The organism is Plantactinospora sp. CA-294935 (genome assembly GCF_050936445.1).
Classification (GTDB): domain Bacteria; phylum Actinomycetota; class Actinomycetes; order Mycobacteriales; family Micromonosporaceae; genus Plantactinospora.
Window position 1 is genome coordinate 4,473,914 of record NZ_JBNJMU010000001.1, and the last position, 15,471, is coordinate 4,489,384.

The window sequence follows — 15,471 nt, forward strand, 5'->3', positions numbered from 1 at the left end:
GGGCGACCTCCGGGTCGGGCCTCCGGAGGGTGGCCGGGCCTGAGAGGATCATTTCGTGAGTCCGGCAACCTCCCCTTCCGACGGCCCGCTCGGCGACAGCGACCACGGGGGTACCGGCGTACCGCCGGCACCTCCTCCGGCAGCCCCGAACCCGCCGTCCGGCGTACCCGCCGGGGCGGTGCCGGGCATCCCGACCGGACCGGGCGCGGGTGGCACGCCGACCGGATCTGCCCCGGAAACGCCGGGTGCGCCGGCCGGGGCGGTGCCGGCCGTGGAGCCGCTGGCCTGGCCCGGATCGGATCCGGTCGCCGCGAACGGAAGCTGGCCGGCTCCGGAAGGCCCGCCCGGTGCCGCGCCGCCGGTCGCCGGCAACCCGGCCCGCCGACTGGTCCGGGGCGGGGCGGCCACCGTCGGTGCGTTGCTGGTGCTGATCCTGCTGGGAATCCCGTTCGGCCTGGTCTGGTCGGCCGTCTCGCCGGGTGTGCCGGTGGTGCAGACCGAGGACGGCGCGCTGCTGGCCGCGCCGCAGCCGGAGGAGTTCATCGCCGCCGACGGCTGGTTCAGCGTGCTCGGGTTCGGTCTCGGTGTGCTGGCCGCGATCGCGATGTGGCTGCTGTTGCGCCGCCACCGGGGCCCGGTCGGGATGCTGGTGGTGGTGCTCGGCATGCTCGGCGCCGCCGTACTGGCCTGGCAGCTCGGCCGGCAGATCGGCCTGTCCGGCTACGAGCGGCTGCTGGCCAGCGCCCCACCCGGGGCGACGTTCAGCAAGCCGCCGGACCTGCACGGCGGGCAGTACGACCTGCTGCTCGGGTTCATCCCCGCCATCCAGGACCTGCTGGTGCCGGCGTTCGGCGCCGCGGTGATGTACACCCTGCTGGCCGGCTGGTCCCGGTATCCGGGACTGCGGCCCGAGGCCGAGCCGGCACCCGCGCCGCTCAGTTGGGACTTGCCGGTACCGCCAGCTCCGTCAGCGGCACCGGCACCGCCCGTACCTGACGCAGCAGAGCCGCCTCGCGATTGAGCAGCCGGAGTTCCGCGCTCAGCCGGCCGGCGGTGTCGGGCAGCGCCAGCAGCCGCTGCCGGTCGGTGAGGGTGAGCGCGGCGGTCGCGGCCACCAGGTGCGACAGCACGGTGGGATCGTCCGGCAACTGCTCGGAGATCTCCTCCGGATCGTCCCGGACCAGGGTGAGGTAGCGCCGGAAGACCGCCAGCACCCGGGGCGCCAGCAGGTCGGCGAGCTGCTCCTGTCCGGCCGGCTCGGGCAGCCACTCCACCTCGGCGGTCAGGTACGGGGCGGAGCCCTCCTCGACGCGAGCGATCCGGAACCGCCGGCGGCCGACGGTGACCACGTCCAGCCGGCCGTCCGGCAGCTCGGTCACCTGCCGGAGTTCGGCGGTGCAGCCGACCTCGTGCAGGGTGACCGGCGAACCGTCCGGGCGCCGGTCGGTCAGCTCCGGCTGGCCCGACCGCGGCTCCGCCTCGGTGCCGCGGGACTCCGGCTCGGGGGCGGCGGAGACCGACGCCGGCCCGCCGCTGCGGATCGCCACCACGCCGAACTCCCGGGGCGTGCCCTCCGGCAGGCCGCGCAGGTGCCGCATCAAGTCGAGATAGCGCGCCTCGAAAATGTGCAACGGCAGGACCAGACCGGGAAAGAGCACCGTCCCGAGCGGAAACACCGGCAGCCGCGCGTCCACCGTCCGAGCCTACCCGGACGCCTCAGAGGAAGAGCATCAGCGTTTCGTACTCGGAGCCGCCGGGAAAGGGCCGGCCGTAGCCGACCCTCTTCCAGCCCCAGGCCGCGTACGCCGCCTGCGCCGGCCCGGCTTCCGGGTGCGCGAGCAGCGCCACCTGACTTTCCGGGCGCTCCGACATGAAGGCGTCATGCAGCCGGCGGGCCACCCCCTGGCGCCGAAACCCGGCCCGGACCAGCAGTTCGCTGACGTACGCGGTGAGCTGGAGTGGTGGCGACTCAGCCCTCTCCCCGGCGGACCGGATCAACAGGCTGTCCCACAGCGGCGCGTCGACCTCCAGCCGGAAGCCGTAGAGGAAGCCGATCAACTGATCACCCTGCCACATGCTGGCCAGTCGGAACCCCGGCTCGTGCCGGTGATCCGCGAGCCTGTCCTGGAACGCCCGAACCTCTTCCAGTCCCTCGTGATAAGGCGGCTCGGCGTACACCTCGGCGTAGAGTTCGTCGAGGGCCGGCACGATCTCGCCCACCGATACCCGATCGTCCCGCCTCAGGCTGACAGCCATGGCGACCTCCGCTCTGCAATAGCGCAGCGAGACCGGGACATGCCGGTCGACGACGGCGCCGCAATCCTACACTCGACCGGAATCGGCTCACACTGTCGAACGGTCCGGATTCGGGGAACGATCCGTGCTGTGCGCGGCCAGCCAGGTCCCGTTCGGCGGATCCTCCGTCTCGGCCCGCCGCCACAACTCGTTCAGGCGTGCCACCAGGGCCGGTCGCCCGTCCTGGTCGGCGAGCAGGTCGAGCCGTTCGATCAGTGAGCGGGACTCGGCGTAGGCAACCTCATGCAGGGCGTTAGCTTCGAGCCCGGAAGCGCAGAAAGCCTCGCTGCGTTGCCGAGGGTATCGCCGATGTCGCCCCCCACCTGTCCGGGGAGGCCGCCAGTCGACCGGAAGCCGGCCAGCGCCACCACCGCACGCGGCTCGTCGAACCGGTCCCGCCAGCTCGCACCGCAGGCGCTCCGGCGACGCGTAGCCGCTGTTGCAGATCCGCGTCGCCAGGGCGAGGTCGGTCGACGCCACTCGGTAGGTGACGTTGGGAATGCCGCCGAGATATTCGGTGTCCAGCGGTTCGGCCATGCCGTAGAAGGCGGCGATTTCCCGAATCTCCCCGGACCTGATAGTCCGGTCGGCGAAGTTCATGCCACCCGGTCCTGCCGTCCTTTGGTAATAGATGCTCCGGAAACGGATATGCAGTATGGCAATCGGCCACCAGCAGGCCGTGGACGCACGTCGTCGGGCCCTTGGAACGTACGTCGTGACCGCTGTCTCGTGCACCCCGCCGTTCGGGCGGCACGTGGTGGATGATCAGGCCCACGAGCCGCCCGAGCCGCGAGCCTGCGGGTCTCGAGCTTGATTCCGCTGCGGCGGGCCGTCTCAGTCCGCAGACGCCGCCGACGCGTCGCCGTACCTGCTGGCTACGATGGCGTCCATGCTGTTGGCTGATGGTCTGGTGGTGCAAGACGGCACCCGCGCCGTGCTGCTCGATCTCGACGGAGTCCTGATCGACACGCTCGCGATGGACTACGACCTGGTGGAGACGCTGCTGCGTCCGCACGCCGACGTCACGGTTCCGCGCGAGGTCATCCGCCGCCATTTTCCCCACGCGCTGCCCGACTTCTGGGCCCGGGTCACCGAATCCGTCGGGCTCGAGTTGAGCGGCGACGCTCTGGCGGACCTGGTTGCCCGGCACGAGAAGGAGCGCCGGCTCGTCGTTCCTGTGGTGCACGCCGGGGTTCCCGAGATGCTCCGGGACGCGCGGGCCGCTGGCCTGCAGGTCGCGGTGGTCTCGAACAACCCCCGCGCCGACGTGGCCGCGCTGCTCTCGGCCGCCGGCCTGCTCGACTGGGTCGATGAGGTGGTCGGCAACGACGAGGCGGGACTGCGGAAGAAGCCGGCGCCGGACCCGTACCTCGCCGCCGCAGCCCGTCTGGGCTGCCCGCCCGAGTCCTGCGTCGCGATCGAGGATTCCGTGCTCGGGCTGGAGTCCGCCAGCACCGCTGGTTGCCGGGCGGTCGGGGTGGCCACCGGCGCGGCGACCTTCACCGAGCTGGCCGCCTGCGGCTACGCCACCACCTGCTACACCCACCTCGGACCACGCCAGCTCCGGCTCGGGCGGGAGGGGGTCACCAACAAGATCCTGGAGACCCCAAACGACTTCGTCAGCCACATGGTGGAGCACATCGCGTGGCGGTTGGGCTGCTCGATCGAGCTGCGCTGGACCAGCGACGACTGGGTGGAGCTGGGCAGCGCGCTCGGCCGGGAGATTGCCCGCATGTCGCAGCTGCGTGACAGCTCGGCCGCGCTGGGCATGATCGACGACGGCAGCGCCGAGGTTCGGCTCCGGACGGCCCCGGCGGAGGGCGGCGCTCGGTTCTCCGCCTCCGCCCAGCTCGACCTGGACTGGTTTCTCTCCGTGCGCTGCGAACAGCTCGCCCACGGCGGGCCGCTGGTCGAGATGCTGGACGCTCTGGGCCGGGCCGCCGGGCTCGACATCGCGGTCGCCATCGGCGGCTTCGAGGATCCGCACCACACCTGGGAGGGTGTCTACCGAGCGGTCGGCATCGCGCTGGACCGAATGTACAACCCGCCAGTGCCCGAGCCGCCGCTCGCGGACACGTCGCCCGCCGCCCGGCCGTTGGCCGAGCCCTCGGGGCGCGCCGTCGAACGGGGCTGGTCCGTCGAGACACTCTCTGAGGTGGCGGCCCGGCTGCGCCGCGAGACCGCCGAGAGCGTGGTGACCATCGACGTCCGGATGGCCGGTGAGGCCGAGCCGGGGGCCGAGGTCACCATCGACGTGGCCGACTCGGTCAGCGTGACCGGCCTGGCCGGACTCCTCGACTCGTACGCCAAGGCTGCCGGCCTGCTGCTGTCCGTGGGCTTCCACGCCAGCCGGCTGAGTTCCAGCCACGTGGTGACCGAGGACGTCGGGCTCGGGCTCGGCCGGGCTCTGCGCGGCATGGCCGTCGAGCGGATGAGCGAGTTCGGCATCTACGGTGCCGGCTCGAACGTGCGGGATCCTGACGACGTCGGGCGCCCGGTCCGGGTCGGCCTGAGCATGGAGGGGCGGAAGTTCTGGAAGTACGTCCCGTTCGGCGAGGATTACCCAACTTTCCGGCGCTCGTTCCTGATCGGCCACACCCTCTGCGGCGACCTGTTCAGCGAAGACCTCGACGACTTCGTGGACGGGTTCGCCGGTGGGCTGCAGGCGAGCGTGATGGTGCACGTGGCACCTGGGATTGGTGCCGAGGAGGGGTGGCCGGCGGTCTTCCCGGCGCTCGGCGAGGCCACCCGGGAGCTCCTCTCGGTCAACCCATACCGCAAGGCCCTGGCCCCGGGCGTCAAGGCGACGCTGGCATGATCGGGTGGAGTGGGGCGACGATATGACTCGGATCGAGAACCAGGCCGGTCTGCGTTTTCCTCCGACGGTGCGACGGGCCACGCCGTACGTGCCGGACTGGCAGGGCCAGGACCGCAAGGGACTGATCCGGTTGGACCGCAACGAGGCGACGGTGCCGCTGTCGCCAGCGGTTGCCGAGGCGCTGGTGGCGCACATCGGGCAGCACGGTGTGCACGGCTATCCGGAATATCCGCAGCTCGTGGCAGCGCTGGCGGGGTACACCGCCCTGCCGGCCGACTCGATCCTGCCGACCAATGGGTCCGACCAGGCGATCGACATCTGCCTGCGGGCCTTCCTGGCGCCGGGCGCGACGATGCTGGTGGCGCGGCCGGAGTTCGTGATCTTCGGTCACTCCGCGGGTCTGCTCGGTGCGGAGGTGGTCGGCGTGCCGTACGGCCCAGATCTGGCGTTCCCGTACGCCGAGTTCCGGGCCGCCGCGACCACCCAGCGGGATCTGATCGTCTTCGTCAATCCCAACAACCCGACGGGTACCGCAGTGGACGTGGAGTTCATCGTCGAGACGGTCGAGGCCAATCCTGGCACGCCCGTCGTGGTCGACGAGGCGTACTTCGAGTTCACCGGGGTTACCGTCGCGCCGCTGATCGACCGGTACGCCAACCTCGTCGTGCTGCGTACCTTCTCCAAGGCGTTCGCCATGGCGGGGCTCCGGCTGGGCTACGTGCTGGCCCGACCGGAGGTGATCGACCAGTTGGTGAAGATCCGCAATCCTTTCGACGTGAACTCGCTCGCGGTGGTCGCCGCGCTGACCCAGCTGAGTCGGGTCGATGAGATGCGGGCGTCGGTAGCTGAGACGATGGGCCGGACCAAGCCGATGGTGCTGGAGTTCTTCCGGGAGCACGCGGTCCCGGTCTGGCCGGGCGCGGCGAACTTCCTGCTCGTCCGGCCGGCCCGGTGCGACGAGACGGTGGCCCGACTGCGCGCGGCCGGGATCCTGGTCCGCCGGATGACCCAGCCCGCACTGGCCGGGATGTTCCGGATGAACCTCGGCACTCCGGCAGAGATGGCAACCTTCATGAAGGTCTATCGTGAGCTGCTGCCCGTACTGGGCGGCGGGGAGGCGAAGCAGTGACACTGCAGGTCAACCGATACCACCTGGAAAGCCTCTCGGGTGCGGAGCGGCGGGTGCTGATGCAGCGTGTACGCGCCGACTACCGGTCCGTCGAGGCGGACGTCCGGGCTATCGTCGGGGACGTCCGGGAACGTGGCGACGCCGGTCTGCTGGCGCAGACCGCCCGGCTGGACGGCGTCACGCTGTCGCCCGCCGCGCTGAAGGTCACCGACGAGGAGTTCGAGGCGGCCGAGGCGGCGGTCAGCCCGGCGGTGCGGGATGCGCTGGTCAGTGCGATCGCCAATATCCGGCACCACCACGAGGCCCAGCTGCCAGCGTCGTCCTGGATGCAGGAGGTCCGCCCCGGCGTGCTGGTCGGCGAGCGGTGGACCCCGATCACCTCGGTCGGGCTCTACGTCCCCCGGGGCAAGGGCTCCTTCCCGTCGGTGATGACCATGCTCTGCGCGCCGGCCGTGATCGCCGCGGTGCCGGAGGTGGCGGTCTGCACGCCCCCCGGTCCGGACGGCTCCGTCGACGCGGCCTCCCTGGTCGCGGCGGCGCTGTGCGGGGTGCGGACCATCTACAAGATGGGCGGCGCGCAGGCCATCGCCGCGTTCGCCTACGGCACCGAGAGCGTGCGCCGGGTCGAGAAGATCGTCGGCCCCGGCAACGAGTACGTCTCGACCGCCAAGCGGCTCGTGTACGGCGAGGTGGACCCCGGCCTGCCGGCCGGCCCCAGCGAGTCGGTGGTGCTCTGCGACGGCGCGGCCGACCCGGAGATCGCCGCGCGCGAGCTGCTGGTGGAGGCGGAACACGGCAGCAACTCGGCCGCCCTGCTGGTCACCCATTCGGTGGCGCTGGCCGACGCCGTCGAGAAGCTGCTGCCCGACCTGGTGGACGCGCTTCCCGAGCAGCGCCGGGAGTATTGCACCGCGGTGCTGTCCGGCTACGGCGGCATCGTGCTCACCACGGATCTCGCCGCGTCGGTGCGGTTCGTCAACGAGTACGCGCCGGAGCATCTTCGGGTGCTCGTGACGAATCCGTTCGAACTGCTTCCCAAGCTCGATAACGCTGGCGAGGTGCTGCTAGGAGAGAACACCTCCATCCCGTTCGGCAACTTCGCGGTCGGGGTGAACGCCATCCTGCCCACCGGCGGCACGGCCCGCAGCCAGTCCTGCGTCGGCACGATTGACTTCATGAAGCGGTCGTCCTTCGCCTACGTCTCGGACGAGGGCGTCGCGGAGGTGGGGCCGACGGCGGTGACGTTGGCGACCTACGAGGGTTTTCCCGCGCACGCCGCAGCCGCGCAGTTCGTCGTGGATCGGGCGGCGGCGCGGACCCGGGCTGCGGAGGGCTGATGATCGCTTCCACCGCCAGAGCCCGGTCGTCCCGGTCGGCGGTTCCAGCCGGTCGAGGTGTCAGGGGTAGTTGAAGGTCACCGGCGGACGGGCGGACCGGTCCTGGGAGAGCTGGCTGATCCGGTGCAGTTCCGCCTCCAGGTGATACTTGGCGGCGAGTCGCCGGGCCTTGCCGAGTAGGCGCGCCGCTGCGGTCGGCCGCCCGGCCGACCGCAGCGCCATGGCGGTCGCTTGATAGCACTGCACGGTGCTGTGCCGGAGCTGCTTCGTCTCGTAGGTGGCCCGGACCCGATCGTAGAGCTTGAAGTCCAGCTCGCCGCTCTGCCGTTTCGCCTCGGCGAGACCGACTAGCGCGTGGGCCTGCTCGGTCTCGCTGGCGGTGCTCTCGAAGCGCGCCCCCGCCGCCACGTAGGACTCCCGCGCCCAATCGTTGCGGCATGAGGCCCGGTAGGTCTCAGCCAGCCCGAGCAGGGCCCAACCCTCGCTGCGCGTGTCGCCGACCCGCAGACAGAGGTCGAGCCCGCTCCGATGGTGCCGCTCTGCCTCGGTGTAGTGTCCGGTCAGTCGGAGCACCTCACCGATGCCCCACAGCGCGTACGCCTGCCGTTCCGTGTTGTCCCGGGCCTCGGCCAGAGCCAGCGACCGGCGGTACGCGTCGAGCGCGGCCGGCCAGTCCTCCAGCAACCTCAGCACCTCGCCGAGCCCGAACACCGCCTCGATGGTGCCGCTGTCGTCGAATATGTCTGCGAACGCCTGGCGGGCCTGCTCGTACCGTTCACGTGAACGTCGATAGTCGGCGTGCAGGCGGTCCAGCTTCGCCAGGCCGAGCTGCGCCCGGCCCAGTTCCCGGGCCGCCTCGGCGCCGGCCTGCCCGCGCGCCGAGCGGGCGGCCTCGGCATACTCCTGTGCTGCCTCTGGATAGCGGCTCGCCATCCGGAGGCTGTCGGCACGGCGATTGTGCATGATGGCGGCGTCGAGCGTGCCCCGCCGGCCGGCGACGGCGACCTTCCAGTGGTGTGCCGCCCGCGCGTAGTCGCCGCGGATGCTCTCGCAGCTGGCGATCACCGCGTGCAGCCGGGGCAGCCAGTCCGGGTCGACTCGGCCCCGGTCGTGTACCCGTTGGGTCAACACCCGCATCGCGTTGCCGCCGCCCCGGGCGAGGATGTCGTCCCGATGGGTGAACATCAACTCGATCGCTGCGGCGGCGTCGTCGGCGTCCAGCAGAACCCGTGCCGCGGAGAGCAACTGGCCGGTCTCCCGGAGGTGCTTCGCGGCCCGGTACCGGACCTCGGTGAGGGTAGCCCGGTCAGTGGTGGCCAGCACCGACCGCGCGACGTTGGAGTGCAGGTAGAGCCGTCCGTCGGCGCTGCGGACCAGCGGCGGGCTGTGCCGGAGCGTCTGCAACGTGCTGGAGAAGTCCGCGGTTTCCGCCGTGTTCGCCACCGTCGATCGGGTTGTCGGCGCGGCGATCACCGCGAGGGCCAGCAGCACCTGCCGGGCCGCCGGTGAGACCTGGGCCAGGTAACGGTTCAACCAGTGCTGGTGCAAGTCCTCCGGCTCGGCCGGTTCGAGGTCGCCGCGCTCCACGGCCCGCCGCCAGTCGGCGCTGCGGATGAACTGCTCGACGCAGGTGATGTCTTCGCCCAGCGCGCCGATCCAGTCCAACGCCCGGTCCGAGACGGTCAGCCCGTGCATCCGGACGAGATCGGTGACCTCGTCGGGAGTCAGACCGGTCGTCTCGGTCACCGGGGCGGTGAGCTGCGGGGCGAGCCGGTCCCACGAGGTCAGTACGATCTGGGACTGGCCCTGGCTGGCCGCCCAGAGCAACTGGTCCAGCAGTTCCACGATGTCCCGCAGTCCGTCCCGTCGGGCGAAGTGCGCGTTGTCGAAGACCAGCAGATGCCGGCCGGCCCGCACGGCGTCGATGGCGGCTCGAATCGCCGGTCCAGGATCGCGGAGAAAGGTATCTTCGAGGACGGCCTCGATGGGTTCGATCACGCCCTGGTGTTCGAGCAGGTACAGGGTGAGCCCCCGGAGCAGCCGCTCGATGGTCCGGTTCGGGGGCGGCTCGAAGTCGTACCAGTAGACGGAGTCGACCCGCCCGGACCGCAGGAGGCCGGCCGCCAGGTCGGCGGCGATCATCGTCTTGCCGCTGCCCGACGGGCCGTGCAGCACCACCGCGGACCGGGCCGAGTCGCGCAGTTGGGCCCGGAGGTGCCGGACGGTGTCCCGATCGGCCAGGTAGACTTCGGGCAGCGGTGGCGGCGTGGCCGAGGCGGCCAGCCGGGACAGTTCCGGGTTCGTTGACGCCAGGTGCGCCACGGCGCGCCGCCGCCACCTCCGGGCCAGCTCGGCCAGGTCGAGTGCGAGCCCGACGCCAGCCAGTACGCCCCGGTCGACCAGCGCCGCATCGGCGGTCAGTCTCTCGTCCTCCCGGAAACCCACCACCGAGCCGACCACGGTGTGGCTGCGCAGGTCGACCACCGGACCGCCACTCTGGCCCTGACTGCGTACGGAGAAGGCGATCCGGAAGCGACGGCGTTGGGGGACGGTACGGAGGAACTCGCCGCTGATCGCGCCGAGCCCGGCGCGGCCCTGGTCGGCGACGGTGAATCCGTACACCCGCACCGGGGCGCAGTCGGCGCCGGGCCCGGTGAGTACGTCCGACTCGGCCAGCGGCAGGTAGCCCGGCGGGTCGAGGTCGAGGTGGAGCAGCGCCCAGTCCGCCTCGCGGTCGGCCCAACCGGGCTCGTGCCGGGCCTCGATGCCGGATACGTCGAGCCCACCGGCGAACTGTACGTCGAGCGGAAAGCTACCCGGCGTACGGTGCAGGTGAGCCTTCACCGCGTGAAAGGCGGTCACCAGGTGTCCGACCGGCGAGATGAAGAACCCCGTGAACACCCCCTCGTCGAAGCCGGGATCGCGGAGCCGGACGACGCTCTCGCGCACCGCCTCGGCGAGGAAGCCGCTCAGCGCCGAGGCCCTCTCGATCATGGAGTCGGAGCGACCGCGTCCGGCGGGCAGAGCGTGTCGAGCCGGCGCCGGACCACCAGCACGGCGGCGGTGCTCAGCGGATCGATCACGAGTTCCGCCGCGACATCGGTCAGCAGGGTCGCGACCAGGCCGACGAGCGCTACCTCGCCGACCTGCTTGCTGCGCTCGCCGAGCCGGGCGTACCGGAGCCGCTCGCAGAGCACGATCCGTAGCCGGTCACGGCTGCTGTCCAGCCAGCGGTCAAAGAACTCAGCGAGTTGGCCGGGGCTCGGCCTGCCGCCGCCGGCCAGGATGAGATCCGGATCTTCCTCGGCGGCGAGGTACTGGGCGTACCAAAGCCGTAGCGCCTCGCCCGGGTCGGCGAGCAGCGCGCGGATCTCAGGTTCCGAGGGGGACAAGGGCCTGTCTCCTTTGGTGCGGCGGACTTCCCGTGCGGATCGAATGGAGGCGATGATATCGGCGCGAAGGGTGTCCGTCCCGCTACCGTCGAGTCGGATTTCGTTAGGCCACGGGCGGCGGCTATTGTTCGTTCGGTGAACTCTCTGCTGCCGGTGGCGTTGTTTGCGCTCTCCGGTGTGCTGATCGGCGGATTGTGGTCGATGCGGCGCCAGGGCTCGTCCCGCGCCGTTCTCGGCCTGATGACTGTGCTTGCCCTGCTGGCTGCGGCCGGCGGCGTGCTCTGGCTGCTTCCGGGAGACGGCTGATGCCCCGGGTGGTGGTGCTGGACTACGGCTCGGGCAACCTGCGCTCCGCGCAGCGTGCGGTGGCCCGGGCCGGCGCCGAGGTGACGGTCACCGACGACCTCGACGCGGCGGCCGCCGCCGACGGTCTGGTGGTGCCCGGCGTCGGCGCCTTCGCGGCCTGCATGGCCGGGATCGAGGCGCTGCGGGCCGGTCCGGTGATCGCCGAGCGGGTCGCGGCGGGCCGCCCGGTGCTGGGCATCTGCGTCGGCATGCAGGTCCTCTTCGAGTACGGCGAGGAGCACGGCGTCGTCACCAAGGGGCTCGGGCTGCTGCCCGGCGGGGTGACCGGGCTGGCCGCCCAGCGGGTGCCGCACATGGGCTGGAACACCGTCGCACCGCCGCCCGGGTCCCGGCTCTTCGCCGGCCTGCCGGCCGACGCCCGGTTCTACTTCGTGCACTCCTACGCCCCGACCGACGCGGCCGGACTGGCCGCCGCCGGTGCGCTGCCGACCACCGCCGAGCACGGTGGACGGTTCGTGGCGGCGGTGGAGCGCGGGCCGCTGTCGGCCGCCCAGTTCCACCCGGAGAAGTCCGCCGAGGCCGGCCGGCTTCTGCTGCGCAACTGGCTGGCCACGCTGTGACCGCGCCCCGGACCGGGGGCGTCCCGGTGGGCCGTGCCGGGTCAGGTGTCGCCCGGTGAGCAAGGAACGGGCCCGGCGCCGCGCGGTCCGGCTGGCCGAGGCGGAACGGGAGCGGGCCGCCCGGGCCCGGAAGGTGGCCCGCCGCCAGCGCCGGCGTGCCCTGCTGCGCCGGCTCGCCCCGCGACTGCCGGACCGGCGTACCGGGCGGTTGTTCGCGCGGCGCAGCCGGGGTGAGCGGGCCGGGGTGGTCGTACTCTCGGTGGCGGCGGTGATCGGCATCTGGCTGCTCGTCGACGACCTGGCCCTGCGGCTCGGCCTGATCGCGCTGCTGCTGCTGGTGCTGCCGGCGGTGGTGGTGATCGCGCTGGGCCGCCGGACCTGAGCCCCGGGCAGATGCCTCCGACCCGTCGATCGCCGTACCGGCCGGACGGCCCGGCGGATCCCACGCCCCGGCCCGCCGTGTTTCCCGCCGACCCGTCGGCCAGTCGACCACCACTCTTTCGCCAACCGAGGAGAGCACGTTGAGCCTGACCCTGCTTCCCGCCGTCGACGTCGCGAACGGCCAGGCAGTCCGCCTGGTCCAGGGCGCCGCCGGCAGTGAGACCAGCTACGGCGAGCCGCTGGAGGCGGCCCTGGCCTGGCAGCGCGACGGCGCCGACTGGATCCACCTGGTCGACCTCGACGCCGCGTTCGGCCGGGGCTCGAACGCCGAACTGCTGGCCGAGGTGGTCGGTCGGCTCGACGTCTCGGTGGAACTCTCCGGCGGGATCCGGGACGACGGGTCGCTGCGGGCGGCGCTGGCCACCGGGGCGGCCCGGGTCAACATCGGCACCGCCGCCCTGGAGGACCCGCAGTGGTGCGACCGGGTCGTCGGCGAGTACGGCGACCGGGTGGCGATCGGGCTGGACGTGCGCGGCCGTACCCTGTCCGCCCGGGGCTGGACCCGGGACGGCGGCGACCTGTTCGAGGTGCTGGAGCGGCTCGACAAGGCAGGCGCGGCGCGGTATGTGGTGACCGACATCACCAAGGACGGCACGATGCGCGGGCCCAACCTCGACCTGCTGCGCGAGGTCTGCGCCCGTACCGACGCCCCGGTGATCGCCTCCGGCGGCGTCTCGACCCTGGACGACCTGCGGGCGCTCGCCACGCTGGAACCGATCGGGGTGGAGGGCGTGATCGCCGGCAAGGCGCTCTACGCCGGGGCGTTCACCGTGGCCGAGGCCCTCGCCGTGCTGGCGCAGGCGTGACGGCGTGCGTGGCGGCGACGGCTAGGCTCGGGCCATGACGGTGGCGGTACGGGTGATCCCCTGTCTGGACGTGGACGCGGGGCGGGTCGTCAAGGGGGTCAACTTCGTCGACCTGCGGGACGCGGGCGACCCGGTCGAGTTGGCCGCGGCGTACGACGAGGCGGGCGCCGACGAGCTGACCTTCCTCGACGTCACCGCCTCCTCCGACGACCGGGGCACCATGCTCGACGTGGTACGCCGGACCGCCGAGACGGTCTTCATCCCGCTCACCGTCGGCGGCGGCGTACGGCGGGTCGCCGACGTCGACGTACTGCTCCGGGCCGGTGCGGACAAGGTGGGGGTGAACACCGCCGCGATCGCCCGGCCGGAGTTGATCGCCGAGATCGCCGAGCGGTTCGGGCGGCAGGTGCTGGTGCTCTCGCTGGACGTGCGGCGTACCCCCGCCGGCAGCAGCACCGAGAGCGGGTTCGAGGTGACCACCCACGGCGGCCGGCGCGGCACCGGTATCGACGCGGTCGGCTGGGCCGCCCGGGCCGCCGAGCTGGGCGCCGGGGAGGTCCTGCTCAACTCGATGGACGCGGACGGCACCAAGGCCGGATTCGACCTGGAGCTGATCGGCGCGGTGCGGCGGGTGGTGGACGTACCGGTGGTGGCCAGTGGCGGGGCCGGCGCGGTCGCGCACTTTCCTCCGGCGGTGGCGGCCGGCGCCGACGCGGTCCTGGCGGCCAGCGTCTTCCACTTCGGCGAGCTGAGCGTCGGCGAGGTCAAGGACGCACTGCGCGGCGCCGGGCATCCGGTCCGCTGACTCCGCGCCGGTTCCGCCGGCCCGCCCGCCGTTACCGCCGGGGTGGTAAAGCGGCGCTCATCCCCCTGGGGTAGCCGGCCCGCGCACGCCTGCGCGGGCGCGCGTCAGTTGCCCGGCTGCCCCGGAGGTCGCGAGGGCGGGAGAGGGGGTCGGAACCGCCGCAGTGTGGGGACGGCAGGCCGGGCGCCCCGGAGGTCGGCTCGGTGGACTATCCGCCGTTCTCCGGTGAGCGGCGCGGCATCGGCAGGGTGAACCGGGCGGCGTACTCCTGCACCGCCGCGGCGTGCTCGTCCTCGGCGAGTTCCCAGTCGTGGCTGCCGGGGGAGTGCCGGCGGGTCAGCACCCCGTGCACCGTCTCGACCGTGGTGGCGAGGCCACCGTGCGGCCGGGTACGCCACAGGTGCTCGCCGGCCGAGGTGACCCGGAACCAGCCGTCCGAGACGGTGATCAGCCCGGCTCCCACCAGGCGGCGCACCGCGGCCTCGATCTCGTGACGGGCCGGGAGCGCCCGGTTGAGATGGTCAGCGGTGGAGAGCACGTCGGCGAGCCGGACGCCTTCCGGCCGGCGGGTGCTGCTCGACCGGCGGTGCCGGCCGGCACCGCCGGCGATGATCAGCGATACGAAGATCCATGCGTCGGACCAACGCCATCCCTCATCCCCCATGGGGGAAATGATGCCGTGCCGCGCCATCCGACGGAACCGTTGTGCACCGGTTCATTCCGCCGAACCGGGGCGACCCTCGTTCCACGAGGGATGATCCGGTGCAGATCGACGATCTTTTTCCGACCGTGCGTCGTGCGCCCGCCGGCACCTGTCTCCCCGGCGCCGGAGTGGCTGTGTCGCGGGTCAGCCGGTACCGGCCTCGGTGACCGGTCGGGTCAGGTCGCCGGGGTCGGGCCGCGACGCCGGCGGCACGGTGAACATCGGGATGAAGGCGTGCGCCAGCGGGCCGATGGCGAGGGCGTACGCCACCGTGCCGATCCCGACCTGGCCGCCGAGGGCGAACCCGATCGCCAGTACGGTCAGCTCGATGACCGTACGGACCAGCCGGAGCGACCGGTGCGGGCGGCGGGCGACGTACCCGGTCATCAGGCCGTCGCGCGGGCCGGGGCCGAGGCGGGCGCCGATGTACAGGCCGGTCGCCATCCCGTTGAGCAGGATGCCGGCGACCAGGAAGCCGATCCGGGTCGGTAGTGCCTCGACGGTTGGCAGCAGGGCCAGTGCGAGGTCGACGGCGAGCCCGATGACGACGACGTTGCTCACCGTGCCGAGGCCGGGACGCTGCCGCAGCGGGATCCACAGCAGCAGCACCAGGGCACCGACGGCGATGGTCACGGTGCCGATGGAGGCTCCGGTGAGTTCGGACAGCCCCTGGTGGAAGACGTCCCAGGGGTCGAGCCCGAGGGACGCCTCGACCAGCAGCGCCATGCTGACCCCGTAGAGCGTCAGGCCGACGTAGAGCTGTCCGAGCCGCCGGGCGAGCCGGTCGCCACGGTTGCCAATTTTTGCCATGCATGCCAC

Annotated in this window: 16 protein-coding genes; 9 read left to right on the forward strand and 7 right to left on the reverse strand. The window is 72.2% G+C overall.

The genetic code is table 11. The features are described from left to right. Positions 1 to 55 precede the first annotated feature (55 nt). Positions 56 to 1,021: a DUF2567 domain-containing protein gene (locus tag ACQEVC_RS19995; protein ID WP_432879634.1), complete on the forward strand. Its 966-nt coding sequence runs from the start codon at positions 56 to 58 to the stop codon at positions 1,019 to 1,021. Here ACQEVC_RS19995 and ACQEVC_RS20000 read toward each other — a convergent pair. The 3 genes from ACQEVC_RS20000 to ACQEVC_RS20010 form a co-directional block, all read right to left on the reverse strand. Next, positions 936 to 1,694 (reverse strand): LON peptidase substrate-binding domain-containing protein, encoded by a 759-nt coding sequence (locus tag ACQEVC_RS20000; protein ID WP_432879636.1) that lies wholly within the window; start codon positions 1,692 to 1,694, stop codon positions 936 to 938. The two genes, ACQEVC_RS19995 and ACQEVC_RS20000, sit on opposite strands and share 86 nt — an antisense overlap. Before the next feature lie 22 nt (positions 1,695 to 1,716). After that, positions 1,717 to 2,256 (reverse strand): GNAT family N-acetyltransferase, encoded by a 540-nt coding sequence (locus tag ACQEVC_RS20005; protein WP_432879638.1) that lies wholly within the window; start codon positions 2,254 to 2,256, stop codon positions 1,717 to 1,719. A gap of 87 nt (positions 2,257 to 2,343) precedes the next feature. Further along, complete coding sequence (locus ACQEVC_RS20010; protein ID WP_432879640.1) at positions 2,344 to 2,895, reverse strand: hypothetical protein; 552 nt, start codon at positions 2,893 to 2,895, stop codon at positions 2,344 to 2,346. A 289-nt stretch (positions 2,896 to 3,184) separates the two neighbouring features. Between ACQEVC_RS20010 and ACQEVC_RS20015 the strand changes: the two genes are divergently transcribed. From ACQEVC_RS20015 to hisD, 3 genes are all read left to right on the forward strand, one after another. Next, positions 3,185 to 5,113, forward strand: a complete 1,929-nt coding sequence (locus ACQEVC_RS20015) for an HAD-IA family hydrolase (protein ID WP_432879642.1) — start codon at positions 3,185 to 3,187, stop codon at positions 5,111 to 5,113. Positions 5,114 to 5,180: 67 nt separating this feature from the next. Continuing rightward, positions 5,181 to 6,242 (forward strand): pyridoxal phosphate-dependent aminotransferase, encoded by a 1,062-nt coding sequence (locus ACQEVC_RS20020; protein ID WP_432879644.1) that lies wholly within the window; start codon positions 5,181 to 5,183, stop codon positions 6,240 to 6,242. Then, positions 6,239 to 7,579: a histidinol dehydrogenase gene (gene hisD / locus ACQEVC_RS20025; protein ID WP_432879646.1), complete on the forward strand. Its 1,341-nt coding sequence runs from the start codon at positions 6,239 to 6,241 to the stop codon at positions 7,577 to 7,579. The genes ACQEVC_RS20020 and hisD overlap by 4 nt, the downstream gene beginning before the upstream one ends. A gap of 60 nt (positions 7,580 to 7,639) precedes the next feature. Here hisD and ACQEVC_RS20030 read toward each other — a convergent pair whose 3' ends face one another. After that, positions 7,640 to 10,573, reverse strand: a complete 2,934-nt coding sequence (locus ACQEVC_RS20030; protein ID WP_432879649.1) for a trypsin-like peptidase domain-containing protein — start codon at positions 10,571 to 10,573, stop codon at positions 7,640 to 7,642. Then, on the reverse strand, positions 10,570 to 10,971 hold the full coding sequence (locus ACQEVC_RS20035; protein ID WP_432879651.1) for a hypothetical protein: 402 nt from the start codon (positions 10,969 to 10,971) through the stop codon (positions 10,570 to 10,572). The genes ACQEVC_RS20030 and ACQEVC_RS20035 overlap by 4 nt, the downstream gene beginning before the upstream one ends. A gap of 135 nt (positions 10,972 to 11,106) precedes the next feature. Here ACQEVC_RS20035 and ACQEVC_RS20040 point away from each other — a divergent pair, with 135 nt between their 5' ends. From ACQEVC_RS20040 to hisF, 5 genes are all read left to right on the forward strand, one after another. Continuing rightward, positions 11,107 to 11,277, forward strand: a complete 171-nt coding sequence (locus tag ACQEVC_RS20040; RefSeq protein WP_432879653.1) for a hypothetical protein — start codon at positions 11,107 to 11,109, stop codon at positions 11,275 to 11,277. Continuing rightward, positions 11,277 to 11,897, forward strand: coding sequence for an imidazole glycerol phosphate synthase subunit HisH (gene hisH / locus ACQEVC_RS20045; protein ID WP_432879656.1), 621 nt, complete (start codon positions 11,277 to 11,279; stop codon positions 11,895 to 11,897). Before ACQEVC_RS20040 ends, hisH begins: the two co-directional genes overlap by 1 nt. Positions 11,898 to 11,952: 55 nt before the next feature. Next, a complete protein-coding gene (locus ACQEVC_RS20050; RefSeq protein WP_346262514.1) occupies positions 11,953 to 12,279 on the forward strand; it encodes a hypothetical protein in 327 nt (108 codons plus the stop codon). 139 nt (positions 12,280 to 12,418) lie between these two features. Then, positions 12,419 to 13,144 carry a bifunctional 1-(5-phosphoribosyl)-5-((5-phosphoribosylamino)methylideneamino)imidazole-4-carboxamide isomerase/phosphoribosylanthranilate isomerase PriA gene (gene priA, locus ACQEVC_RS20055; RefSeq protein WP_432879659.1) on the forward strand — a complete coding sequence of 242 codons (726 nt, stop codon included), beginning with the start codon at positions 12,419 to 12,421 and terminating at the stop codon, positions 13,142 to 13,144. Positions 13,145 to 13,178: 34 nt separating this feature from the next. Further along, positions 13,179 to 13,949: an imidazole glycerol phosphate synthase subunit HisF gene (gene hisF / locus ACQEVC_RS20060; RefSeq protein WP_432879662.1), complete on the forward strand. Its 771-nt coding sequence runs from the start codon at positions 13,179 to 13,181 to the stop codon at positions 13,947 to 13,949. Positions 13,950 to 14,157: 208 nt separating this feature from the next. Here hisF and ACQEVC_RS20065 read toward each other — a convergent pair whose 3' ends face one another. Next, a complete protein-coding gene (locus ACQEVC_RS20065) occupies positions 14,158 to 14,613 on the reverse strand; it encodes a hypothetical protein (RefSeq protein ID WP_318394461.1) in 456 nt (151 codons plus the stop codon). 183 nt (positions 14,614 to 14,796) lie between these two features. Next, positions 14,797 to 15,462, reverse strand: a complete 666-nt coding sequence (locus ACQEVC_RS20070) for a YczE/YyaS/YitT family protein (RefSeq protein WP_432879664.1) — start codon at positions 15,460 to 15,462, stop codon at positions 14,797 to 14,799. Positions 15,463 to 15,471 lie beyond the last annotated feature (9 nt).